General features: G+C 70.6%; 14 protein-coding genes. 8 read left to right on the top strand and 6 right to left on the bottom strand.

The annotated features are described in order from the left end of the window. Positions 1 to 6 precede the first annotated feature (6 nt). The 8 genes from LJ657_RS19620 (at position 7) to LJ657_RS19585 (ending at position 8,541) form a co-directional block, all read left to right on the top strand. Positions 7 to 1,215: an ROK family transcriptional regulator gene (locus tag LJ657_RS19620; RefSeq protein ID WP_232649945.1), complete on the top strand. Its 1,209-nt coding sequence runs from the start codon at positions 7 to 9 to the stop codon at positions 1,213 to 1,215. 93 nt (positions 1,216 to 1,308) lie between these two features. Next, positions 1,309 to 1,851, top strand: coding sequence for a heme-binding beta-barrel domain-containing protein (locus tag LJ657_RS19615; RefSeq protein ID WP_232649944.1), 543 nt, complete (start codon positions 1,309 to 1,311; stop codon positions 1,849 to 1,851). Between the two features lie 181 nt (positions 1,852 to 2,032). Next, positions 2,033 to 3,523, top strand: a complete 1,491-nt coding sequence (locus LJ657_RS19610) for an APC family permease (protein ID WP_232649943.1) — start codon at positions 2,033 to 2,035, stop codon at positions 3,521 to 3,523. Next, a complete protein-coding gene (locus tag LJ657_RS19605; protein ID WP_232649942.1) occupies positions 3,520 to 4,533 on the top strand; it encodes an acetamidase/formamidase family protein in 1,014 nt (337 codons plus the stop codon). Before LJ657_RS19610 ends, LJ657_RS19605 begins: the two co-directional genes overlap by 4 nt. 67 nt (positions 4,534 to 4,600) lie before the next feature. Then, the gene (locus LJ657_RS19600) at positions 4,601 to 5,200 is read left to right on the top strand and encodes an N-acetylmuramoyl-L-alanine amidase (RefSeq protein ID WP_232649941.1); all 600 of its coding nucleotides are present in this window, start codon (positions 4,601 to 4,603) and stop codon (positions 5,198 to 5,200) included. Between the two features lie 108 nt (positions 5,201 to 5,308). Further along, positions 5,309 to 6,640 (top strand): GAF domain-containing protein, encoded by a 1,332-nt coding sequence (locus LJ657_RS19595; RefSeq protein WP_232649940.1) that lies wholly within the window; start codon positions 5,309 to 5,311, stop codon positions 6,638 to 6,640. Between the two features lie 110 nt (positions 6,641 to 6,750). Next, the gene (gene exaC, locus LJ657_RS19590) at positions 6,751 to 8,274 is read left to right on the top strand and encodes an acetaldehyde dehydrogenase ExaC (RefSeq protein ID WP_232649939.1); all 1,524 of its coding nucleotides are present in this window, start codon (positions 6,751 to 6,753) and stop codon (positions 8,272 to 8,274) included. Positions 8,275 to 8,355: 81 nt separating this feature from the next. Next, positions 8,356 to 8,541, top strand: a complete 186-nt coding sequence (locus LJ657_RS19585) for a hypothetical protein (RefSeq protein ID WP_232649938.1) — start codon at positions 8,356 to 8,358, stop codon at positions 8,539 to 8,541. Between the two features lie 736 nt (positions 8,542 to 9,277). On the opposite strand, the gene aspA is transcribed toward LJ657_RS19585, so the two are convergent. The 6 genes from aspA to LJ657_RS19555 all read right to left on the bottom strand — a co-directional run bounded on the left by aspA (position 9,278) and on the right by LJ657_RS19555 (position 16,252). Further along, positions 9,278 to 10,687: an aspartate ammonia-lyase gene (gene aspA, locus LJ657_RS19580; protein ID WP_232649937.1), complete on the bottom strand. Its 1,410-nt coding sequence runs from the start codon at positions 10,685 to 10,687 to the stop codon at positions 9,278 to 9,280. Between the two features lie 181 nt (positions 10,688 to 10,868). After that, positions 10,869 to 12,152: an NAD(P)/FAD-dependent oxidoreductase gene (locus LJ657_RS19575; protein ID WP_232649936.1), complete on the bottom strand. Its 1,284-nt coding sequence runs from the start codon at positions 12,150 to 12,152 to the stop codon at positions 10,869 to 10,871. Between the two features lie 50 nt (positions 12,153 to 12,202). After that, positions 12,203 to 12,868, bottom strand: a complete 666-nt coding sequence (locus LJ657_RS19570; RefSeq protein WP_059207484.1) for a haloacid dehalogenase type II — start codon at positions 12,866 to 12,868, stop codon at positions 12,203 to 12,205. Positions 12,869 to 12,912: 44 nt separating this feature from the next. Further along, a complete protein-coding gene (locus LJ657_RS19565) occupies positions 12,913 to 13,851 on the bottom strand; it encodes an aldo/keto reductase (protein WP_232649935.1) in 939 nt (312 codons plus the stop codon). Beyond that, the gene (locus LJ657_RS19560) at positions 13,848 to 15,302 is read right to left on the bottom strand and encodes an aldehyde dehydrogenase family protein (RefSeq protein WP_232649934.1); all 1,455 of its coding nucleotides are present in this window, start codon (positions 15,300 to 15,302) and stop codon (positions 13,848 to 13,850) included. Before LJ657_RS19560 ends, LJ657_RS19565 begins: the two co-directional genes overlap by 4 nt. Then, positions 15,299 to 16,252 (bottom strand): succinylglutamate desuccinylase/aspartoacylase family protein, encoded by a 954-nt coding sequence (locus LJ657_RS19555; protein WP_232649933.1) that lies wholly within the window; start codon positions 16,250 to 16,252, stop codon positions 15,299 to 15,301. Before LJ657_RS19555 ends, LJ657_RS19560 begins: the two co-directional genes overlap by 4 nt. Positions 16,253 to 16,289 lie beyond the last annotated feature (37 nt).

Raw genomic sequence — 16,289 nt, 5'->3', positions numbered from 1 at the left:
GGGGGCATGACCGCACCGCTGCACGAGGCCCACCCGGCCGGCCCGGGGCGGGTGCTGCCGGACACCCAGCAGGGCATGCGCCGCCGCAATCTCGCCCGGGTGATGCACAGCGTCAGCGCCGAGGGACCGCTCTCCCGCGCCGCCGTCGCCTCCCGCATCGGCCTGACCCGGGCGGCGGTGTCGACCCTCGTCGACGAGCTCATACGCACCGGGCTGCTCGAGGAGCTGGGCCCCGAGCGGCCCGGACGGGTGGGACGTCCCGGCTCGGCGCTCGCCGTCAGCGGGCACGGCCCCGCCGGCATCGGCGCCGAGATCGGTGTGGACCACCTCGCGGTCTGCGCGGTCGACCTGCGCGGACAGGTACGCGCGCGTGCCGTAAGGCACGGCGCCAACCGCGGCTGTTCGCCCGAGCCGGTGATCGAGGAACTGACCGGTCTGGTGCGCCGGGTGGTCGCCGAGGCGGAGCGCGAGGGGCTGTGGCCCGCGGGGCTCGCGGTGGCCGTGCCGGGCCTGGTGGCGCGCGACGCACGCACCGTCGTACGGGCCCCGAACCTCGACTGGCGCGACACCGACATCGGGGCGCTGCTGCCCACGGACATCCCGCTGACCGTCGACAACGAGGCCAACTTCGGTGCGCTCGCCGAACTCTGGCTCGGCGAGCGCACTCCCCACGACTTCCTGCACGTGTCGGCGGAGATCGGTATCGGCGCGGCGGTCGTCGTGGCCGGGGGGCTGCTGCGCGGGACGCGTGGTTTCGCGGGCGAGTTGGGGCATGTGCCGGTGCAGCCGGAGGGGCCCGCGTGCCCGTGCGGCGGGCGCGGCTGTCTGGAGCAGTACGCCGGTGAGGAGGCGGTGCTGCGCGCGGCGGGTCTGGAGCCGGGCGAGGACCGGGTCGGGCTGCTCGCGGGCCGGGCCGCGGAGGGCGACGAGGACGTACGGGGTGCGTTGCGCGAGGCGGGGAAGGCGCTCGGCATCGCGCTGACCGGGGCGGTCAACCTGCTGGACCCCGAGAGCGTGGTGCTGGGCGGCGCGCTGGCGGGGCTCGCGCCCTGGCTGCTGCCCTCGCTGGAGGCCGAGTTGGACCGGCGCACCGCGGGCCCGGCCTGTCCGGTGTCCGTGTCACGGCTGGGCCCCGAGGGACCGCTGCTGGGCGCGGCACATTCGGTGGTGCGGGCGGTGCTGGACGATCCTGCGGCGGTGGCCGAACGGGCCTGACCCCAGCGCCCGCGCCGTCGTTCGGGGGCAGCGCCCCGCATGCGCCCTAGGCTTTCGTGCGTCACGCACCGGCACCATCCGAGGAGCGCAATCGTGTTCGACCCCGCGGCGCAGCACCCGTATCCCGACAGCCACCGGCCGGACGCGGCACCGGCACCACACCCGCTGCTCGCGCCCGTGCTCGGTCTCCTGGGTACGTGGCGGGGCCGGGGTGAGGGCGGCTACCCGACACTCGAAGGGGACTTCGCGTACGGGCAGGAGGTCACCTTCGGCCATGACGGGCGCCCCTTCCTCCGCTACGAGGCCCGGGCCTGGCTGCTCGACGGGGACGGCGCACCGCTGCGTCCGGCGGCCCGGGAGAGCGGCTGGTGGCGGCTTCAGCCGGACGGCCGGGTGGAGGCACTGATCACTCAGCCCACGGGGATTGCGGAGATCGCCGTCGGCCGGGCGGGCGAGGGCACGGTGGACCTTTCCACCCACGACGTGGCGCTGACCCCCACGGCGAAGGAGGTCACCGCCACCCGCCGCCGCTACACCCTGGCCGGCAACGACACACTCACCTTCGTCTTCGACCTCGCGGCGGTGGGCAGGCCGTTGCAGCACCATCTCTCGGCAAGCCTGCGGCGCACGCCGTAGGCCACATCGCCCCCTCTGCTTCACCCGCAGGGGTGGCGGGGTTTTCCACATTCGCGCCGTCGTCCACCGAAGCACGTTGCGCCCTTCTGCCCAACTCGCAAGCGCCGTACCGTGATTCACGCGGGGCACTCCCGACGGATCGGGCGGCGCCGGGCAGTCGGCGTGGATTGGGGGGATTCACATGGCGGGTAATGTGGCGGCGGACGCAGGTCTCAGGCGTGACGCGATCGGCCTGCGCGAGGTGCTGTTCCAGAGCATCACGGCCATGGCGCCGGCCGCAGCCGTCGCCGCGTCCATTCCCTCGGGTGCGGCCTTCGCCGGCGGGAGCCTGCCGCTCGCGGTGCTGATCGCCCTGGTGGCCTGTCTGTTCACCGCGTCCTGCGTGGCCGAGCTGGCGCGTGAACTCCCGGCGGCGGGCTCGGTGTCGACGTACGCGGCGCAGGGTCTGCATCCGGTCGTGGGCTTCCTGGTCGGCTGGGGCTATGTGTTCGTGGAGGCTCTGGTCCCGCCGCTGCTGCTTCTGCAGCTCGGCTTCACCACGGCGGGCACGCTGCACCAGGAGTGGTCCTCGTATCCGGCGGACCTGTGGTGGCCCTGGGCGCTCGCGGGTGCGGCGATCATCGCGGCCGCGGGGTACTACGGGGTGCGTGCCTCGGCCCGCTTCGGCACCGTCCTGGGCATCTTCGAGGTTCTTGTCTTCCTCGTGTTCGCCGTCTGGCTGATCGGAAAGGCGGGAGGGGACAACACCCTTTCGGTGTTCGGCACTTCCCACACGGCCGAGGGCTACCGAGGGATCAGCGGGGTCTTCGCCGGGTCGGTGTACACGGTGCTGGCCTTCGCCGGGTTCGAGGCCGCGGCGCCACTCGCCGAGGAGACGCGGGACCCGCGCCGGACGATGCACCGCGCGGTCCTCGGCGCGGCGCTCGGCATCGGGCTGTTCTACGTGGTCACGACCTACGCGATGACGGTGTACCTCGGGCCGGACCGGTTCGCCAGGTTCGGGGCCTCCGGCGCCGCGTCCTGGGAGGGCGTGGCACGGGCGTCGTTCGGCCTGTTCTGGGTGCTGGTGTTCCTGGCCGTGGTGAACTCAGCGATCGCCAACGCCAACGCGTGCGCCAACGTCTCCACCCGGACGGCCTACGCTCTGGCCCGCATCCGCGTCCTGCCCCGCCTCTTCGCCACGCTCCACCCCAGACACCGCTCCCCCATCGCGGGAATCGCCGTGCAGACCGTGGTGGCGGTCGGTGCCGTGCTGGGGCTCGGCTTCGGCTACGACCCGGTGACGGCCTTCCTGTTGCTCGCCACGGTGATCGTCACGGTCGTGATCGGCGTCTACATCGTCGCCAACCTCGCCTGCGCCGGCTATTTCCTGCGCCGCAGACGGGAGTTGCTCAAACCGGTACGGCATCTGCTGCTGCCGCTGCTCGGCATCGTCGCGTTCGTGCCCGCGCTGCTGACGGCGGCCGGCCTACCCGTCTTCGACTTCGTCACCGAGCTGACCGCACCCGTCTCCTACGCCGGGCCGATCGTCGCCGCGTGGATGGCCGCCGGTGTCGTGGTGCTGCTGGTGCTGATGCGGCGGCACCCGGAGCGGATATCCGAGACCGCCCGCGTCCACCTCGACGACCCCTCCCCCACCGACCCTGCGCAGAGCGGAGCAGCACACCCATGAGCGACCCCCGCACCCTGACCGTCCGGCCCGAGCCGGGCGAGTACGCCTGGACGTTCGGCGGCGCACCGCCCGTCGCGCGCATCACGCCCGGCACGGTCCTGGACCTGTACACGGAGGACTGCTTCGCCGGGCGGGTGCGGTCCGAGAAGGATCTGGTGTCCGAGGTGTGCGAGTTCCCCTTCCTCAATCCGCAGACCGGACCCTTCTACGTCGAGGGCGCCCAACCGGGTGACACGGTCGCCGTGCACTTCGTGTCCGTGGAACCGGCCCGCGACTGGGCCGCGTCGACCACGGTCCCGCTGTTCGGCGCGCTCACCTCCACGCACACCACGGCCACCCTCCAGCCGCCGCTGCCGGAGACCGTGTGGATCTGGCAGCTCGACCGCGCCCGCCGCACGGCCCTGTTCCGGGCACACGACAGCGACATCGAGGCCGAGCTGCCCATGGACCCGATGCACGGCACCGTGGGCGTGGCCCCTGCCAACCTCGAGGTCCGTTCGGCCCTGGTGCCCGACGCGCACGGCGGCAACATGGACACGCCCGAGATGCGGGCCGGCGTCACCTGTTACCTCGGGGTGAACGTGGAGGGCGCGCTGCTCAGCCTGGGCGACGGGCATGCGCGGCAGGGCGAGGGCGAGACCTGCGGGGTCGCCGTCGAGTGCGCGATGAACACCGTGGTGATCGTGGAGCTGCTCAAGGGGCTCACCACGCCGTGGCCGCGCATCGAGTCGGACACGCACATCATCTCGACGGGCTCGGCCCGCCCGCTGGAGGACGCCTTCCGGATATCCCAGCTCGACCTGGTGCAGTGGCTGGTGCGCGACTACGGCTTCAGTGAGCTGGACGCCTACCAGTTCGCCACCCAGACGGTCGAGTCGCCGCTGGCCAATGTGTGCGACACCAACTACACCTGCGTGGCCAAGATCCGCAAGCAATGGCTGCCCGCGCGCGAGACTCATCGCGGAGTGCACGCTCAGCTGCGCGAGATCGCGACGACCCTGCGGGGCTGAGCCGCCCCCACCGACCGAAAGGCACGGGTTTACCGAAAGGCACAGGTTCACCGAAAGGCACGGCTTCATGGAACGGGCAAGACCGAGCACATCCAGGCGGCGGTTCCTGAAGGGCGCCGCTCTGGCCGCCGTCCCCTACGCGTTACTTCCCGAGGCGCGGGCCGGGGCGCAGGACCAGGACGTCGACTACCCGGCCGCCGAATGGCAGCCGGCGAGCAGATCCAACTACACGGTGTCGGACCGCCCCGTGTCCTATCCCCTCGACTGTGTGATCATCCACGTCACGCAGGAGACGTACGCGAAAACGCTCGCCATCTTCCAGAACCCGGAGAAGAAGGTGACCGCGCACTACCTGGTGCGCTCGGCGGACGGGCACGTGGCGCAGTGCGTGCGGGAAGCCGACATCGCCTGGCACGCGGGCAACTGGGACTACAACACGCGCAGCATCGGTATCGAACACGAGGGCTGGGTGGACCGGCCCGCATACTTCACCGACGCCCTCTACGAACAGTCGGCCAGGCTGACCGCGACGATCTGCGCCCGGCTCGACATCCCGAAGGACCGGGACCACATCATCGGGCACTACGAGGTGCCCGGGACGGACCACACCGACCCCGGGCCCCACTGGGACTGGACGCGCTACATAGAGCTCGTCAATCTCGCCTGACCGCGGCGGGCGACCGACGCCCCCGTCGGGAAGACCGGTGACCGGAAGCCGGCCGTCATTCGGGTGACCTGGTCGAAACGGTTGTCGACGCGCGTACCCGGAGTGACGATGTCCTCAGCCGCATCACCTTTCGGGGAGGCCGAGTTGACCGATCCGTGGGTGGCCCTGGAGCCGGGGGCCGACCCTGCCGAGCACGCACGGATGCTACGCCGTGCGCACGAGACGTTCACCGAGGCTGGCACGGTGACACGTCCGGTGCGTTCGGTGGTGGCCGAGTCCTGGCGCCGCTCCGCCCGCGCCGGCGTGGGGCCCGACGGCACGGCGAACGTGGAGCTGGTGGACGATGACCTCGGCACCTACCGGGCCGAGCATCCGCTGGCTCGGGTGATGCCGCTGTTCCGTGAGCTGATGGGGACGTTCGCCGCCGACGGGAAGCATCTGCTCGCGGTGTGCGACGCGAACGGCAGGCTGCTGTGGGTCGAGGGCCATCCGGCCACCCGGCGGGATGCGGGCCGGATGAACTTCGTGCCAGGTGCCCGCTGGGCGGAGACGGCGATGGGCACCAACGCGCCGGGGACCGCGGTCGCCGTCGACCGGCCCGTGCAGGTCTTCGCGGCCGAGCACTTCATCCGGCGCGTGCAGCCCTGGACCTGCGCGGCGGCTCCGGTGCACGATCCGCGCACCGGGCGGGTGCTCGGCGCCGTGGACATCACCGGCGGTGACGGCCTCGCGCATCCGCACAGCCTGGGCTTCGTACAGGCGGTCGCGCGCGCCGCCGAGTCCCAGCTGGCGCTGCTCACCCCGGCGCGGGCCGCCGCCGACATGCCCGAGCTGACGGCGCTCGGCCGGGACGAGGCACAACTCCTCGCCGGCGGGCGCAGGATCAGGCTCAGCCGCCGTCACAGCGAGATCCTCGTCCTGCTGGCCCGTCATCCGGAGGGTCTGACCGGCGACGAGCTGCTGTGCGCGTTGTACGAGGACGAGTCGGTGACACCGGTGACGCTGCGTGCCGAACTGGCCCGGTTGCGCAGGGTGCTGGGCCCTGGGCTGCTGGCCTCACGTCCGTACCGGCTGACCGTGCCGGTCGAGTGCGACGTGGCCGTCGTCGAGCGGCGGCTGGAGACCGGATCGGTCACGGCAGCCGCGACGGCGTACGCGGGGCCACTCCTGCCCGGCTCCCAGGCCCCGGCGGTGGTGCGCCTCAGGCATCGCCTCGCCGACGCCCTGCGCGCGGCGCTGATCGCCCGCCGCGACCCCGACCTGCTGGCCGACTGGGCACACGCGCCGTGGGGCGAGGACGACCTCGACGTGTGGCGGGCGCTCGCCGCGGTCCGGCCGACAGCGACGGTCCGGGCGCAACTGAGGTCGCTGGAGGGCGAGTTGACGGCACCGGCCGACTGGTCCGGCGCCGCGGCTCGGCGGACAGCCACACCGTCGTAGTGCGCGCCTGTCCCCGGCGCTCACGGCAACGTAGTTGCAACGTCGCCGTCCCTAGCCTCCCGACGGGAGCTGCCCAACGGCGGGCAGCGCTTCGAAGGAGGCAGACCAGCATGACCCGTTACGCGGCGCCCGGCACCCAGGGCGCGATCGTCTCCTACCAGGCGCGCTACGACCACTTCATCGGGGGCGAGTATGTGCCGCCGGCCCGCGGACAGTACTTCGAGAACCCGTCGCCGGTGAACGGGCAGCCGTTCACCGAGATCGCGCGCGGCACGGCGGAGGACGTGGAGCGGGCACTGGACGCTGCGCACGCTGCCGCCCCCGGGTGGGGTCGTACCTCGATGACCGAGCGCTCCGACATCCTCCTGAAGATCGCCGACCGGATGGAGGCGAACCTCGACAAGCTGGCCGTCGCCGAGAGCTGGGAGAACGGCAAGCCGGTGCGCGAGACCCTGGCCGCCGACATCCCCCTCGCGATCGACCACTTCCGTTACTTCGCGGGTGCGATCCGCGCGCAGGAGGGCTCGCTCGGCGAGATCGACGACGACACCGTGGCGTACCACTTCCACGAGCCGCTCGGCGTGGTCGCGCAGATCATCCCGTGGAACTTCCCGATCCTGATGGCGGTGTGGAAGCTCGCCCCCGCCCTCGCCGCGGGCAACGCGGTCGTCATCAAGCCCGCCGAGCAGACCCCGGCCTCCATCCACTACTGGATGAGCCTGATCGCGGACCTGCTGCCGCCGGGCGTGGTCAATATCGTCAACGGCTTCGGCGTGGAGGCGGGCAAGCCCCTCGCGTCCAGCCCGCGGGTGGCGAAGGTGGCGTTCACCGGTGAAACCACCACGGGCCGGCTGATCATGCAGTACGCCTCGGAGAACATCAAGCCGGTCACCCTGGAGCTCGGTGGCAAGTCGCCCAACATCTTCTTCGACGACGTCTGGGCGCGGAACGACGACTTCCGCGACAAGGCGCTCGAGGGCTTCACCATGTTCGCCCTGAACCAGGGCGAGGTGTGCACCTGCCCCTCCCGGGCCCTCGTACAGCGCGGCAACTACGCCGAGTTCCTCGAGGCCGCGGTCGCCCGGACCGAGCTGATCAAGCCGGGCCACCCGCTGGACACCGACACGATGATCGGCGCCCAGGCCTCCAACGACCAGCTGGAGAAGATCCTCTCCTACCTCGACATCGGCAGGCAGGAGGGCGCCCGGATCCTCACGGGCGGTGAACGCATCGAGTACGACGGCGAGTTGAAGGGCGGCTACTACGTCCAGCCGACGATCTTCGAGGGCGACAACCGCATGCGGATCTTCCAGGAGGAGATCTTCGGCCCCGTAGTCTCCGTGGCGTCCTTCGACGACTTCGACGACGCCATCAAGATCGCCAACGACACTCTGTACGGCCTCGGCGCAGGCGTATGGACTCGGGACATCAACACGGCATACCGCGCCGGCCGGGCCATCCAGGCCGGCCGCGTCTGGACCAACTGCTACCACGCCTATCCCGCGCACGCCGCGTTCGGCGGCTACAAGCAGTCCGGGATCGGGCGCGAGACGCACAAGATGATGCTGGAGCACTATCAGCAGACCAAGAACCTTCTTGTTTCATACAGTCCGAAGAAGCTTGGGTTCTTCTAGACCGTCACCGGCTACCGCACCAACCGGCACGGCAGGCTCGCGCTCACCAACGAGATCGGCATCGCCACACCGCCGTCGGCGATGTGCCAAGGGGTCATCGACCTGGCGGTGACGCAGGACGAGAAGTTCCTGTACGTGCAGAACGGGACCTCCGGCATCGTCGACGGCTTCCGCATCGGCAGGAACGGCTCCCTCACCAAGGTCACCACGGCCACCGGGCTCCCCTCCTTCGCCGAGTCCGGTATGGAGGGCATAGCCGCGGTGTGAAGAAGCGGCCACCGCGGCCGGGCGCCCTGGAGACTCCTGTCCGGGGCGCCGAACCCGTTCCGACCAGCAGGAAGTGCTCAACGCCGGTCACCGATCCGGCAGACAAACCATGCGGGTTGGACGCGCCCAGCCGACTGGAGCACCAGTTGGGAACAGACCGATCAGCCCGCCAGGACACCTGCCCTGCCAGTCGGTCCAAGGTCGTCACCCTCAACGTCGGCGGCGCCACTTGGGACCTGTATCGGGGCGACACCGGGCTTCACCCCCTCCGGTTTCACCAACGCACCGGTGAATCCTGGGCTTCTTCCAGCGCCGAGCCGAGGATGCCGAAGCGGCGCAGCTCCTCATGCTGGGCGGGGCTCAGTTCGGGCGCCGTTCAGTCTTACGTGTCCATGACGCGCGACGTGAACAGCCGCCAAGCGCCGACCACTCGGATGAGGCTGGGGCATCCGGGCGGCGAGTGATACGCGTCGCCACCGGGCCAGGAACCACGTTGTCATGAGCGCTGGAATCGGAGCAGCAGGCAACCGAAAGCGTCACCGTCTCGGCCCCGGCGCTACTTGGACTGCTCCGGGACAGTCCGGAGCCTCCATCAGACCCGGAGCGGTTCAGCGCTCCGCATCGCCGCAGCCCGCGGGTCGTCACCACGTCTCCGGCCCGACCCGACGGAGCCGCCTCGATGCGCGGCCGTTTGCCCGCCGAGTCGGTACGCCGGTACGCCGGTGCGCCGGGCATGTCAGGCCAGGGCTTGGCCTCTACCGGCCACGGCCTCGGGGCGGAGCAGGTCGGCGAGCATCTCGGCCGGCAACAGGCGTCTTTCCAGGACGAGTTCGGCGACGCCGCGGCCGGTGGCGAGCGCCTCCTTGGCGATGTCGGTGGCCGCCGTGTAGCCGATGTGCGGGTTGAGGGCGGTGACCAGACCGATGGAGTTCTCGACACTCGCGCGCAGCACCTCGGTGTTGGCGGTGATGCCGTCCACACAGCGCTCAGCGAGAGTCAGGCAGGCGGCGCGCAGATGGGTGATGGACTCCGACAGGGAGTGCAGGATGATCGGCTCGAAGGCGTTGACCTGGAGCTGTCCCGCCTCCGCGGCCATCGTGATGGTGACGTCGTTGCCGATCACCTCGAAGGCGACCTGGTTGACGACCTCGGGGATCACCGGGTTGACCTTGCCGGGCATGATGGACGAACCGGCCTGTACCGGCGGCAGGTTGATCTCACCGAGGCCCGCGCGCGGCCCGGAGGACAGCAGCCGCAGATCGTTGCAGCTCTTGGAGAGCTTGACCGCGACGCGCTTCAGCACGCCGGACATCTGGACGAACGCGCCGCAGTCCTGGGTGGCCTCGACGAGGTTGGCGGCGGTGACCAGCGGCAGCCCGGTGATCTCGGCGAGGTGGCGACGGGCCGACTCGGCGTACCCGGCGGGGGCGTTGAGGCCGGTGCCGATGGCTGTGGCCCCCAGGTTGATCTCATGGACCAGTTCGACGGCCTCGGCGAGCCTGCTGCGGTCCTCGTCGATCATGACGGCGTAGGCGGAGAACTCCTGACCGAGGGTCATGGGCACGGCGTCCTGGAGCTGGGTGCGGCCCATCTTCAGCACGTCCCGGAACTCGACGGCCTTGCGGCCGAAGGCATCCTGGAGGACGGCCATCGCCTTGAGCAGCCCGCGTACGGCGAAGACGGTCGCGACCTTGACGGCCGTCGGGTAGACGTCGTTGGTCGACTGCCCGAGGTTGACGTCCTCGTTGGGGTGCAGGTGCCGGTACTCGCCCTTCGCGTGGCCCAGCAGCTCCAGCGCCCGGTTGGCGACGACCTCGTTGGCGTTCATGTTGGTCGAGGTGCCGGCGCCGCCCTGGATCACGTCGACGACGAACTGGTCGTGCAGCTTCCCGTCCCGGACCTCCCGGCAGGCCTCGACGATGGCGGCGGCCTTCCTGGGCTTCAGCAGCCCGAGTTCCTCATTGGCGAGAGCTGCTGCCTCCTTGACGGCTGCGAGCGCGTCGATGAGGTGCGGGTAGGCGGAGATCGGCGTCCCGGTGATGGAGAAGTTCTCCGTGGCGCGCAGGGTGTGAATGCCCCAGTACACGTCGGCGGGGACGCCCCGGTCTCCGAGCAGGTCGTGTTCTCTGCGGGTGGCGGCGGTCATGGCTGTGCGGACCTTCTCTTGGAGCGGTTTCAGGCGTGGCGAACGGGGCGCACCGCAGTCATCGGCGCGTTGGCCGCCACGCGAACGCCTCAGGGGGACGCGGTGTCCCGTAACGGCGGGGGGCTCCCCACGACCACTTCGCGGAAAGCCCCCCCGAAGTGTCACCGAGGTCGGCAGCGGCTCAGCGCAGGCGGTCCTTGGCCTTGTAGTAGGCGCCGCCGAACGGCAGGAACCAGGGGGTGCCGTTGTAGAAGGGGACGGGGACCTTGGGGAAGCCGAGGCCGCGCAGGGGGTTGGCCTCCGGCTTGCCGTCCATCATCTCGGCGACGGCACGGCCCATGTAGGTGGCCATCTGGACACCGTGGCCGCAGTAGCCCATGGAGTAGTACAGGCCGTTGACCTCGCCCGCGTGCGGGAGGCGGTCCCAGGAGAAGCCGACCATTCCACCCCACACGTAGTCGACGCGGACGCCCGCCAGCTGCGGGAAGATCTCCGTCATCTCCTGCTTCAGGATGTCGCCGCTCTTGACGTCGGAGGCGGGGTTGGAGGGGGCGAAGCGGGCCCGGCCGCCGAAGGCGAGGCGGTTGTCGGGGGTGAGGCGGAGGTAGTGGCCGACGTTCTTGGAGTCGACCACCAGGCGGGCGTTGGGGATCAGTTCCTTGGCGCGCGCCTCGCCGAGCGGCTCGGTGACGATGATGAAGCTGCCGACGTTGATCAGCCGCTTGCGGAACCAGGGCAGGGCCTTGTCGGTGTAGGCGTCGGTGGCGGCCATGACCTGCTTGGCACGGATGGTGCCGTGCAGGGTCTCGACGAGGAAGCCGCCGCCGGGGAGGCGGGTGAGGCCGGTGGCCGCGTTGCGTTCGTGGATCTCCGCGCCGGCGCGTTCAGCGGCCTCGGCCAGGCCGTGGACGTACTTGCCGACGTGCAGGGCGGCGCTGAGCGGGTCGAGCAGGGCGCCGTGGTAGTAGTCCGAGCCCAGCTCCGACTTCAGCTCGCTCCGGGTGAGGAGCTGGGTCTCGTGGTCGAAGTTGTCGGCCAGGTCGCGCTGGGTGGCCTTCATCGACTCGAAGTGCTGGGGCTTGAACGCGACTCCGAGGCGTCCGGCGCGGTTGAAGTCGCAGTCGATCTTCTCGGTGTGGGTGAGTTCCTCGACGACGTCGACGGCCTCGCGGAAAGCGTCGTACAGCTCGCGGGCGCGCTCCTGGCCGAAGCGCTTGCGGGCCTCGCCGACACCGATGGTGATGCCCTGGGTGCACATGCTGCCGTTGCGTCCGGAGGCGCCCGAGCCGACCTTGTCCTTCTCGACCAGGACGACCCGGGCGCCCTTGCGGGCGGCGTGGTAGGCGGTGGACAGGCCGGTGAGGCCGCCGCCGATGACCACCACGTCCGCCTCGTCGGGCAGGTCCTTTCCGGACCGGTCGGGCAGGGCGGGGGCGGTGTCGAGCCAGTAGGGGATCTGCTTCATGGCGTGCGTCCTCTGTGTTCTCTGTCCTGTGTCGCCGTGTAGCCGTGTTGTCAGCAGCCGAGCAGCTTCGGCAGGCCCGACAGGTCGGTCAGCTCGTCGTAGGGCTGGTAGTCGGCGCTGCCGGGACGGCCGTAGCGGTTGATCCACACGCGGCGCTTCAGGCCGAGGTCGCGTGTGGGGATGTGGTCGTACTCCCAGCCCTGCGCGGTGTGGATGACCTGGGACGGCTCGACGCCCATCGTCTTGAAGGCGTGCTCGAAGGTCTGCCGGTCCGGCTTGTACGCGCCGGCCTGCTCGGCTGTGATGACGTAGTCGAAGTCGACGCCGATGTTCTCGACGTTCCGTGCGATGAGGTTGTCGTCGCTGTTGGTGATGATGGCGATCTCGTACTTGGTCTTCAGTGCGCGCAGGGCGTCCGGGACCTCCGGGAAGGGGCCGAAGGTGGGGACGGCCTCGACGAGAGCATCGCCGTCGGAGGTGCGGTACTCCAGACCGTGCAGGCGCATGGCCATCTGGAGGCTGGAGTGCAGGATCTCGTGGTAGGGGCGGTATGCCTCCAGGACGGCCTGGAAGCGCATGACGCGGAAGTCGTCGAGGAACTCGTCGACGTCCAGGTTGTCCAGGTCCAGCCGGTCGGAGAGGACCTTGAGGGTGGTGGGGCCGAGCTGGAAGTCGACCAGGGTGCCGTAGGCGTCGAAGGTGACGATCTCTCGCATGGTGTTCAACCTCGGTTTCCGGTTCTTACAGGGAGGGGGAAGGGTCAGACGATCCGCTCGCCGGGGGTGACGATCGCGTCGAGTGCGGCCAGGTCGGCCGCGTCGGGGAGCCAGTCGGCCGCCGCCGCGTTGGCGGTGACCTGTTCGGGGGTCATCGCGCCGCATATGACCGAGCCGACGGCCGGCAGGGCGGCAAGTCCGCCCACCGCGACCTGGAGGAGGGTCAGGCCGCGCTCGGTGGCATACGAGGTGAGCGCCTCGACCCGGTCGAGGGCCGCGTCGGTCAGCCAGCCCTGCCGCCAGGACAGGCGGCTGCCGGGCGGGGGCTGCTCGCCACGCCGGTACTTGCCACTGAGCAGGCCGTTGGCCAGCGGGTAGTACGGCAGCAGGCCGAGGCCGTGGCGCAGACAGGCCGGGATCAGGTCCTCCTCCACACCGCGGTCGAGCAGGTGGTAGCGGGCCTGGGTGCTGACAAACGCCTCGGACAGGTCCTCGGCCGGAAGGTTGGAGCAGCCGATGTACCCGATCTTGCCCTCGGCCACCAACTCCTGGAGCGCGGCCACCGTCTCGTCGAGCGGGGTGACGCCGTCCGGCTCGTGGTACTGGTACAGGTCGATCCGGTCGGTGCCCAGGCGGCTCAGCGACGATTCCACCGCGTGGCGGATGTAGCCGCGGGCGCCTCGCGGGCCGTACAGGTCGGCATCCCGGCCCATCTCCATGCCGAACTTGGTGGCGAGGACGACCTCGTCGCGGTGGCCCTTGAGGGCGGCCCCGAGGAGGCGTTCACCGTCCCCGCGCAAGCCGCCCTGGTCGCCGAACCCGCCGTACATGTCGGCCGTGTCGAACAGGGTGATGCCCGCGTCGAGGGCAGCGTGCACGACGGCCTTCGTTCCGTCCTCGTCGAGACGGGAGCCGAAGTTGTTGCCACCGACGCCCACCACCGAGACGGCCGGCCCGCGTTCACCGAGCGTGCGGTATCTCATGTCCGGCTCCCGAATCCGATGCAGACGTTCTTGGTCTGCGTGTAGCTGGCCAGGGCTTCGAGGCCCTTCTCCCGGCCCCAGCCACTGTGCTTGTAGCCGCCGAAGGGCAGCTCGACGCCGGTGCCGACGCCGGTGGCGTTGACGGAGACCTGGCCGGCCCGGATGCCCTCCGCGAGGCGCATCGCCTTGTCGATGTCGCGGGTCCAGACGTAGGAGGAGAGGCCGTACGGGCTGTCGTTGGCGATGTCCAGGGCCTGGTCCGCGTCGTCGAAGTCGATGACGGTGACGACGGGGCCGAAGATCTCCTCGCGGGCGCAACGGGCCTGGTTGGTCAAGCCGGTGAGGACGGTCGGCTCGACGTAGTAACCGTCGGCCAAAGCCGGGTCGGACGGTGCGCCGCCACCGACACGGACCGTCGCGCCCTCCTCGCGCGCCAAGTTGAGGTAGCCCAGCACCCGGTCGCGCTGACGGGCGGCGACCAGCGGGCCGATGTCCGGGTCGGACAGGCCGGGGCCGACGCGCAGGGTGGCGATCTTCTCCACCAACCGGTCCAGGAACTCCTCCGCGCCACGCTGAAGAAGCAGGCGCGTCCCGGCCGAGCACATCTGTCCCGCGTTGCTGAACGAGGCGCCCAGGATCGCGGTCAGCGCCAGGTCGAAGTCGGCGTCGGCGAAGACGACGAACGGCGACTTGCCGCCCAGCTCGGTGACCGACGGCACCACGTTGGCGGCGGCCGCCTGGGCGACCTTGATGCCGGTGGGAACCGAGCCGGTGAAGGTGACCTGGTCGATGCCGGGGTGCCCGGCGAGGGCCGCTCCCGTCTCGCCGTCGCCGGGGACGACGTTGAGGACACCCGGCGGAAGCCCGCACTCCAGTGCGATCCTGCCGATCTCCAGCGGGGTCAGCGGCGCCTCGGGAGAGGGCTTGAGCACCACCGTGCAGCCCGCGGCCAGCGCCGGAGCGGAGCCCCTCGCGGTGTTCTGCAGTGGGTAGTTGAACGGGATGATCTGCCCAGAGACGCCGATCGGCTCGCGCACGGTGTAGTCGAGCAGCCCCGGGCCCAGCGGGATCGTGGTACCGCCCAGCTTGTCGGCGAAGCCCGCGTAGAACTCGAAGTAGCGGGCAGCGGCCTCGACATCGGCCTTCGCCTGACTCAGCGGTTTGCCGGTGTCCTGGCACTCCAGCCGCGCCAGCCGCTCGCCTTGGTGGCGAATGGCCTCGGCGATCCGGTACAGGAGCCGACCCCGGTCGGCTGCCCGCATCCGCGACCACTCCGGCGCCGTGAACGCCGCGCGGGCCGCCGCCACCGCCTGGTCGACGTCCGCGCGGCCGGCCAGCGCCACCGTGGTGATGGCCGTGCCGTCGGACGGGTCGAGGACGGTGAAGGTGCGGCCGTCGGCGGCGGGCACCTGCTTGCCGTCGACGAGGAGCAACTGGGTGTCGCCGCTCATGGCCGTATCTCCCCCTGCACCTCACCGAAGATGACGACCTCGTCACCCGGACGGACGGTCCGGATCCGGCGCACCCAGAGCACGATGCCGTCCTGCGGGGCGATCACCTCTTCCAGCGTGTTGCCGTAGTGGTCGACGATGTGGGCGATCAGGTCGCCCTCCTTGCAGGTCTCCCCCGGCTCGGCGTGTCCGAGGAAGAAGCCGCCGGCCGCGGAACGGGCGAAGGTGCCGGAGGTGGCGGTGTAGCTGTCGCGCAGCTTCACCTCGCCGTCGATCATCTTCAGCTGCCGCATGATGTTGTGGATCGAGTCGACGTGCAGCTCGACGTTGGCCTCGCGGTAGGTGCCGCCGCCCGCCTCGATCGTGATGGCCGGCTTGCCCGCCGCGAGGGTGGGATGGCGGACGGTGCCGCCCCACTTGCCGCCCTTCCAGACCAGCTCGTGACCGGCCGCGAGAGCCAGGTCCGTGGCGAGCTCCTCGTAGCCGCCCTGGAGAATGACGAGCGGGGCGATCTCGCCGAACGTGCCGCCGGTGTGCAGGTCCACGAGCGCGTCGATGGCGGGCACGACCTGCTCGACGAAGGTGGCTGCCAGCCGCAGGGAGTACGAGCCGTCCGCGTCACCCGGGAAGATCCGGTTGAGGTTCAGGTAGTCAAGGCCGCTGGTGCGGGCGGCTGCCTCGAAGGCGGGGGTGTTCATGCAGGGGATGCCGACGAGGGTGCCGCGCAGGGTGGCCGGGTCGATGTCGGCGAGGACGCGGCGGATGGCCTCCTGGCCGTCGTACTCGTCGCCGTGCACGCCCGCGTCCACACACAGCACCGGGCCGTCCTGGGCGCCGTTGACGACGATGAGCGGGATGCCGAGCTCGACGCCGTAGCTGCTGGTGCCGACCGGGATGAGGCCCTGGGCGCGCTCGCCGGGGGCGACGGTCAGCGGACCGATGGAGTACATCAGGGTGTTCCTTTCGAAAGCATGCAGGGGTGTCACA

Source organism: Streptomyces guryensis (assembly GCF_021261325.1).
GTDB classification, from domain to species: Bacteria; Actinomycetota; Actinomycetes; order Streptomycetales; family Streptomycetaceae; genus Streptomyces; species Streptomyces guryensis.
This window is presented reverse-complemented; position numbering and strand designations above follow the sequence as displayed.

Bases quoted from the DNA above. Each gene is read 5' to 3' on its own strand.
- exaC (WP_232649939.1), top strand. From the start codon at position 6,751: ATGACCCGTTACGCGGCGCCCGGCACCCAGGGCGCGATCGTCTCCTAC.
- LJ657_RS19605 (WP_232649942.1), top strand. From the start codon at position 3,520: ATGAGCGACCCCCGCACCCTGACCGTCCGGCCCGAGCCGGGCGAGTAC.
- LJ657_RS19565 (WP_232649935.1), bottom strand. From the start codon at position 13,851: ATGAGATACCGCACGCTCGGTGAACGCGGGCCGGCCGTCTCGGTGGTG.
- LJ657_RS19575 (WP_232649936.1), bottom strand. From the start codon at position 12,152: ATGAAGCAGATCCCCTACTGGCTCGACACCGCCCCCGCCCTGCCCGAC.
- LJ657_RS19585 (WP_232649938.1), top strand. From the start codon at position 8,356: ATGTGCCAAGGGGTCATCGACCTGGCGGTGACGCAGGACGAGAAGTTC.
- LJ657_RS19600 (WP_232649941.1), top strand. From the start codon at position 4,601: ATGGAACGGGCAAGACCGAGCACATCCAGGCGGCGGTTCCTGAAGGGC.
- LJ657_RS19610 (WP_232649943.1), top strand. From the start codon at position 2,033: ATGGCGGGTAATGTGGCGGCGGACGCAGGTCTCAGGCGTGACGCGATC.
- LJ657_RS19560 (WP_232649934.1), bottom strand. From the start codon at position 15,302: ATGAGCGGCGACACCCAGTTGCTCCTCGTCGACGGCAAGCAGGTGCCC.
- aspA (WP_232649937.1), bottom strand. From the start codon at position 10,687: ATGACCGCCGCCACCCGCAGAGAACACGACCTGCTCGGAGACCGGGGC.
- LJ657_RS19595 (WP_232649940.1), top strand. From the start codon at position 5,309: ATGTCCTCAGCCGCATCACCTTTCGGGGAGGCCGAGTTGACCGATCCG.
- LJ657_RS19620 (WP_232649945.1), top strand. From the start codon at position 7: ATGACCGCACCGCTGCACGAGGCCCACCCGGCCGGCCCGGGGCGGGTG.
- LJ657_RS19555 (WP_232649933.1), bottom strand. From the start codon at position 16,252: ATGTACTCCATCGGTCCGCTGACCGTCGCCCCCGGCGAGCGCGCCCAG.
- LJ657_RS19570 (WP_059207484.1), bottom strand. From the start codon at position 12,868: ATGCGAGAGATCGTCACCTTCGACGCCTACGGCACCCTGGTCGACTTC.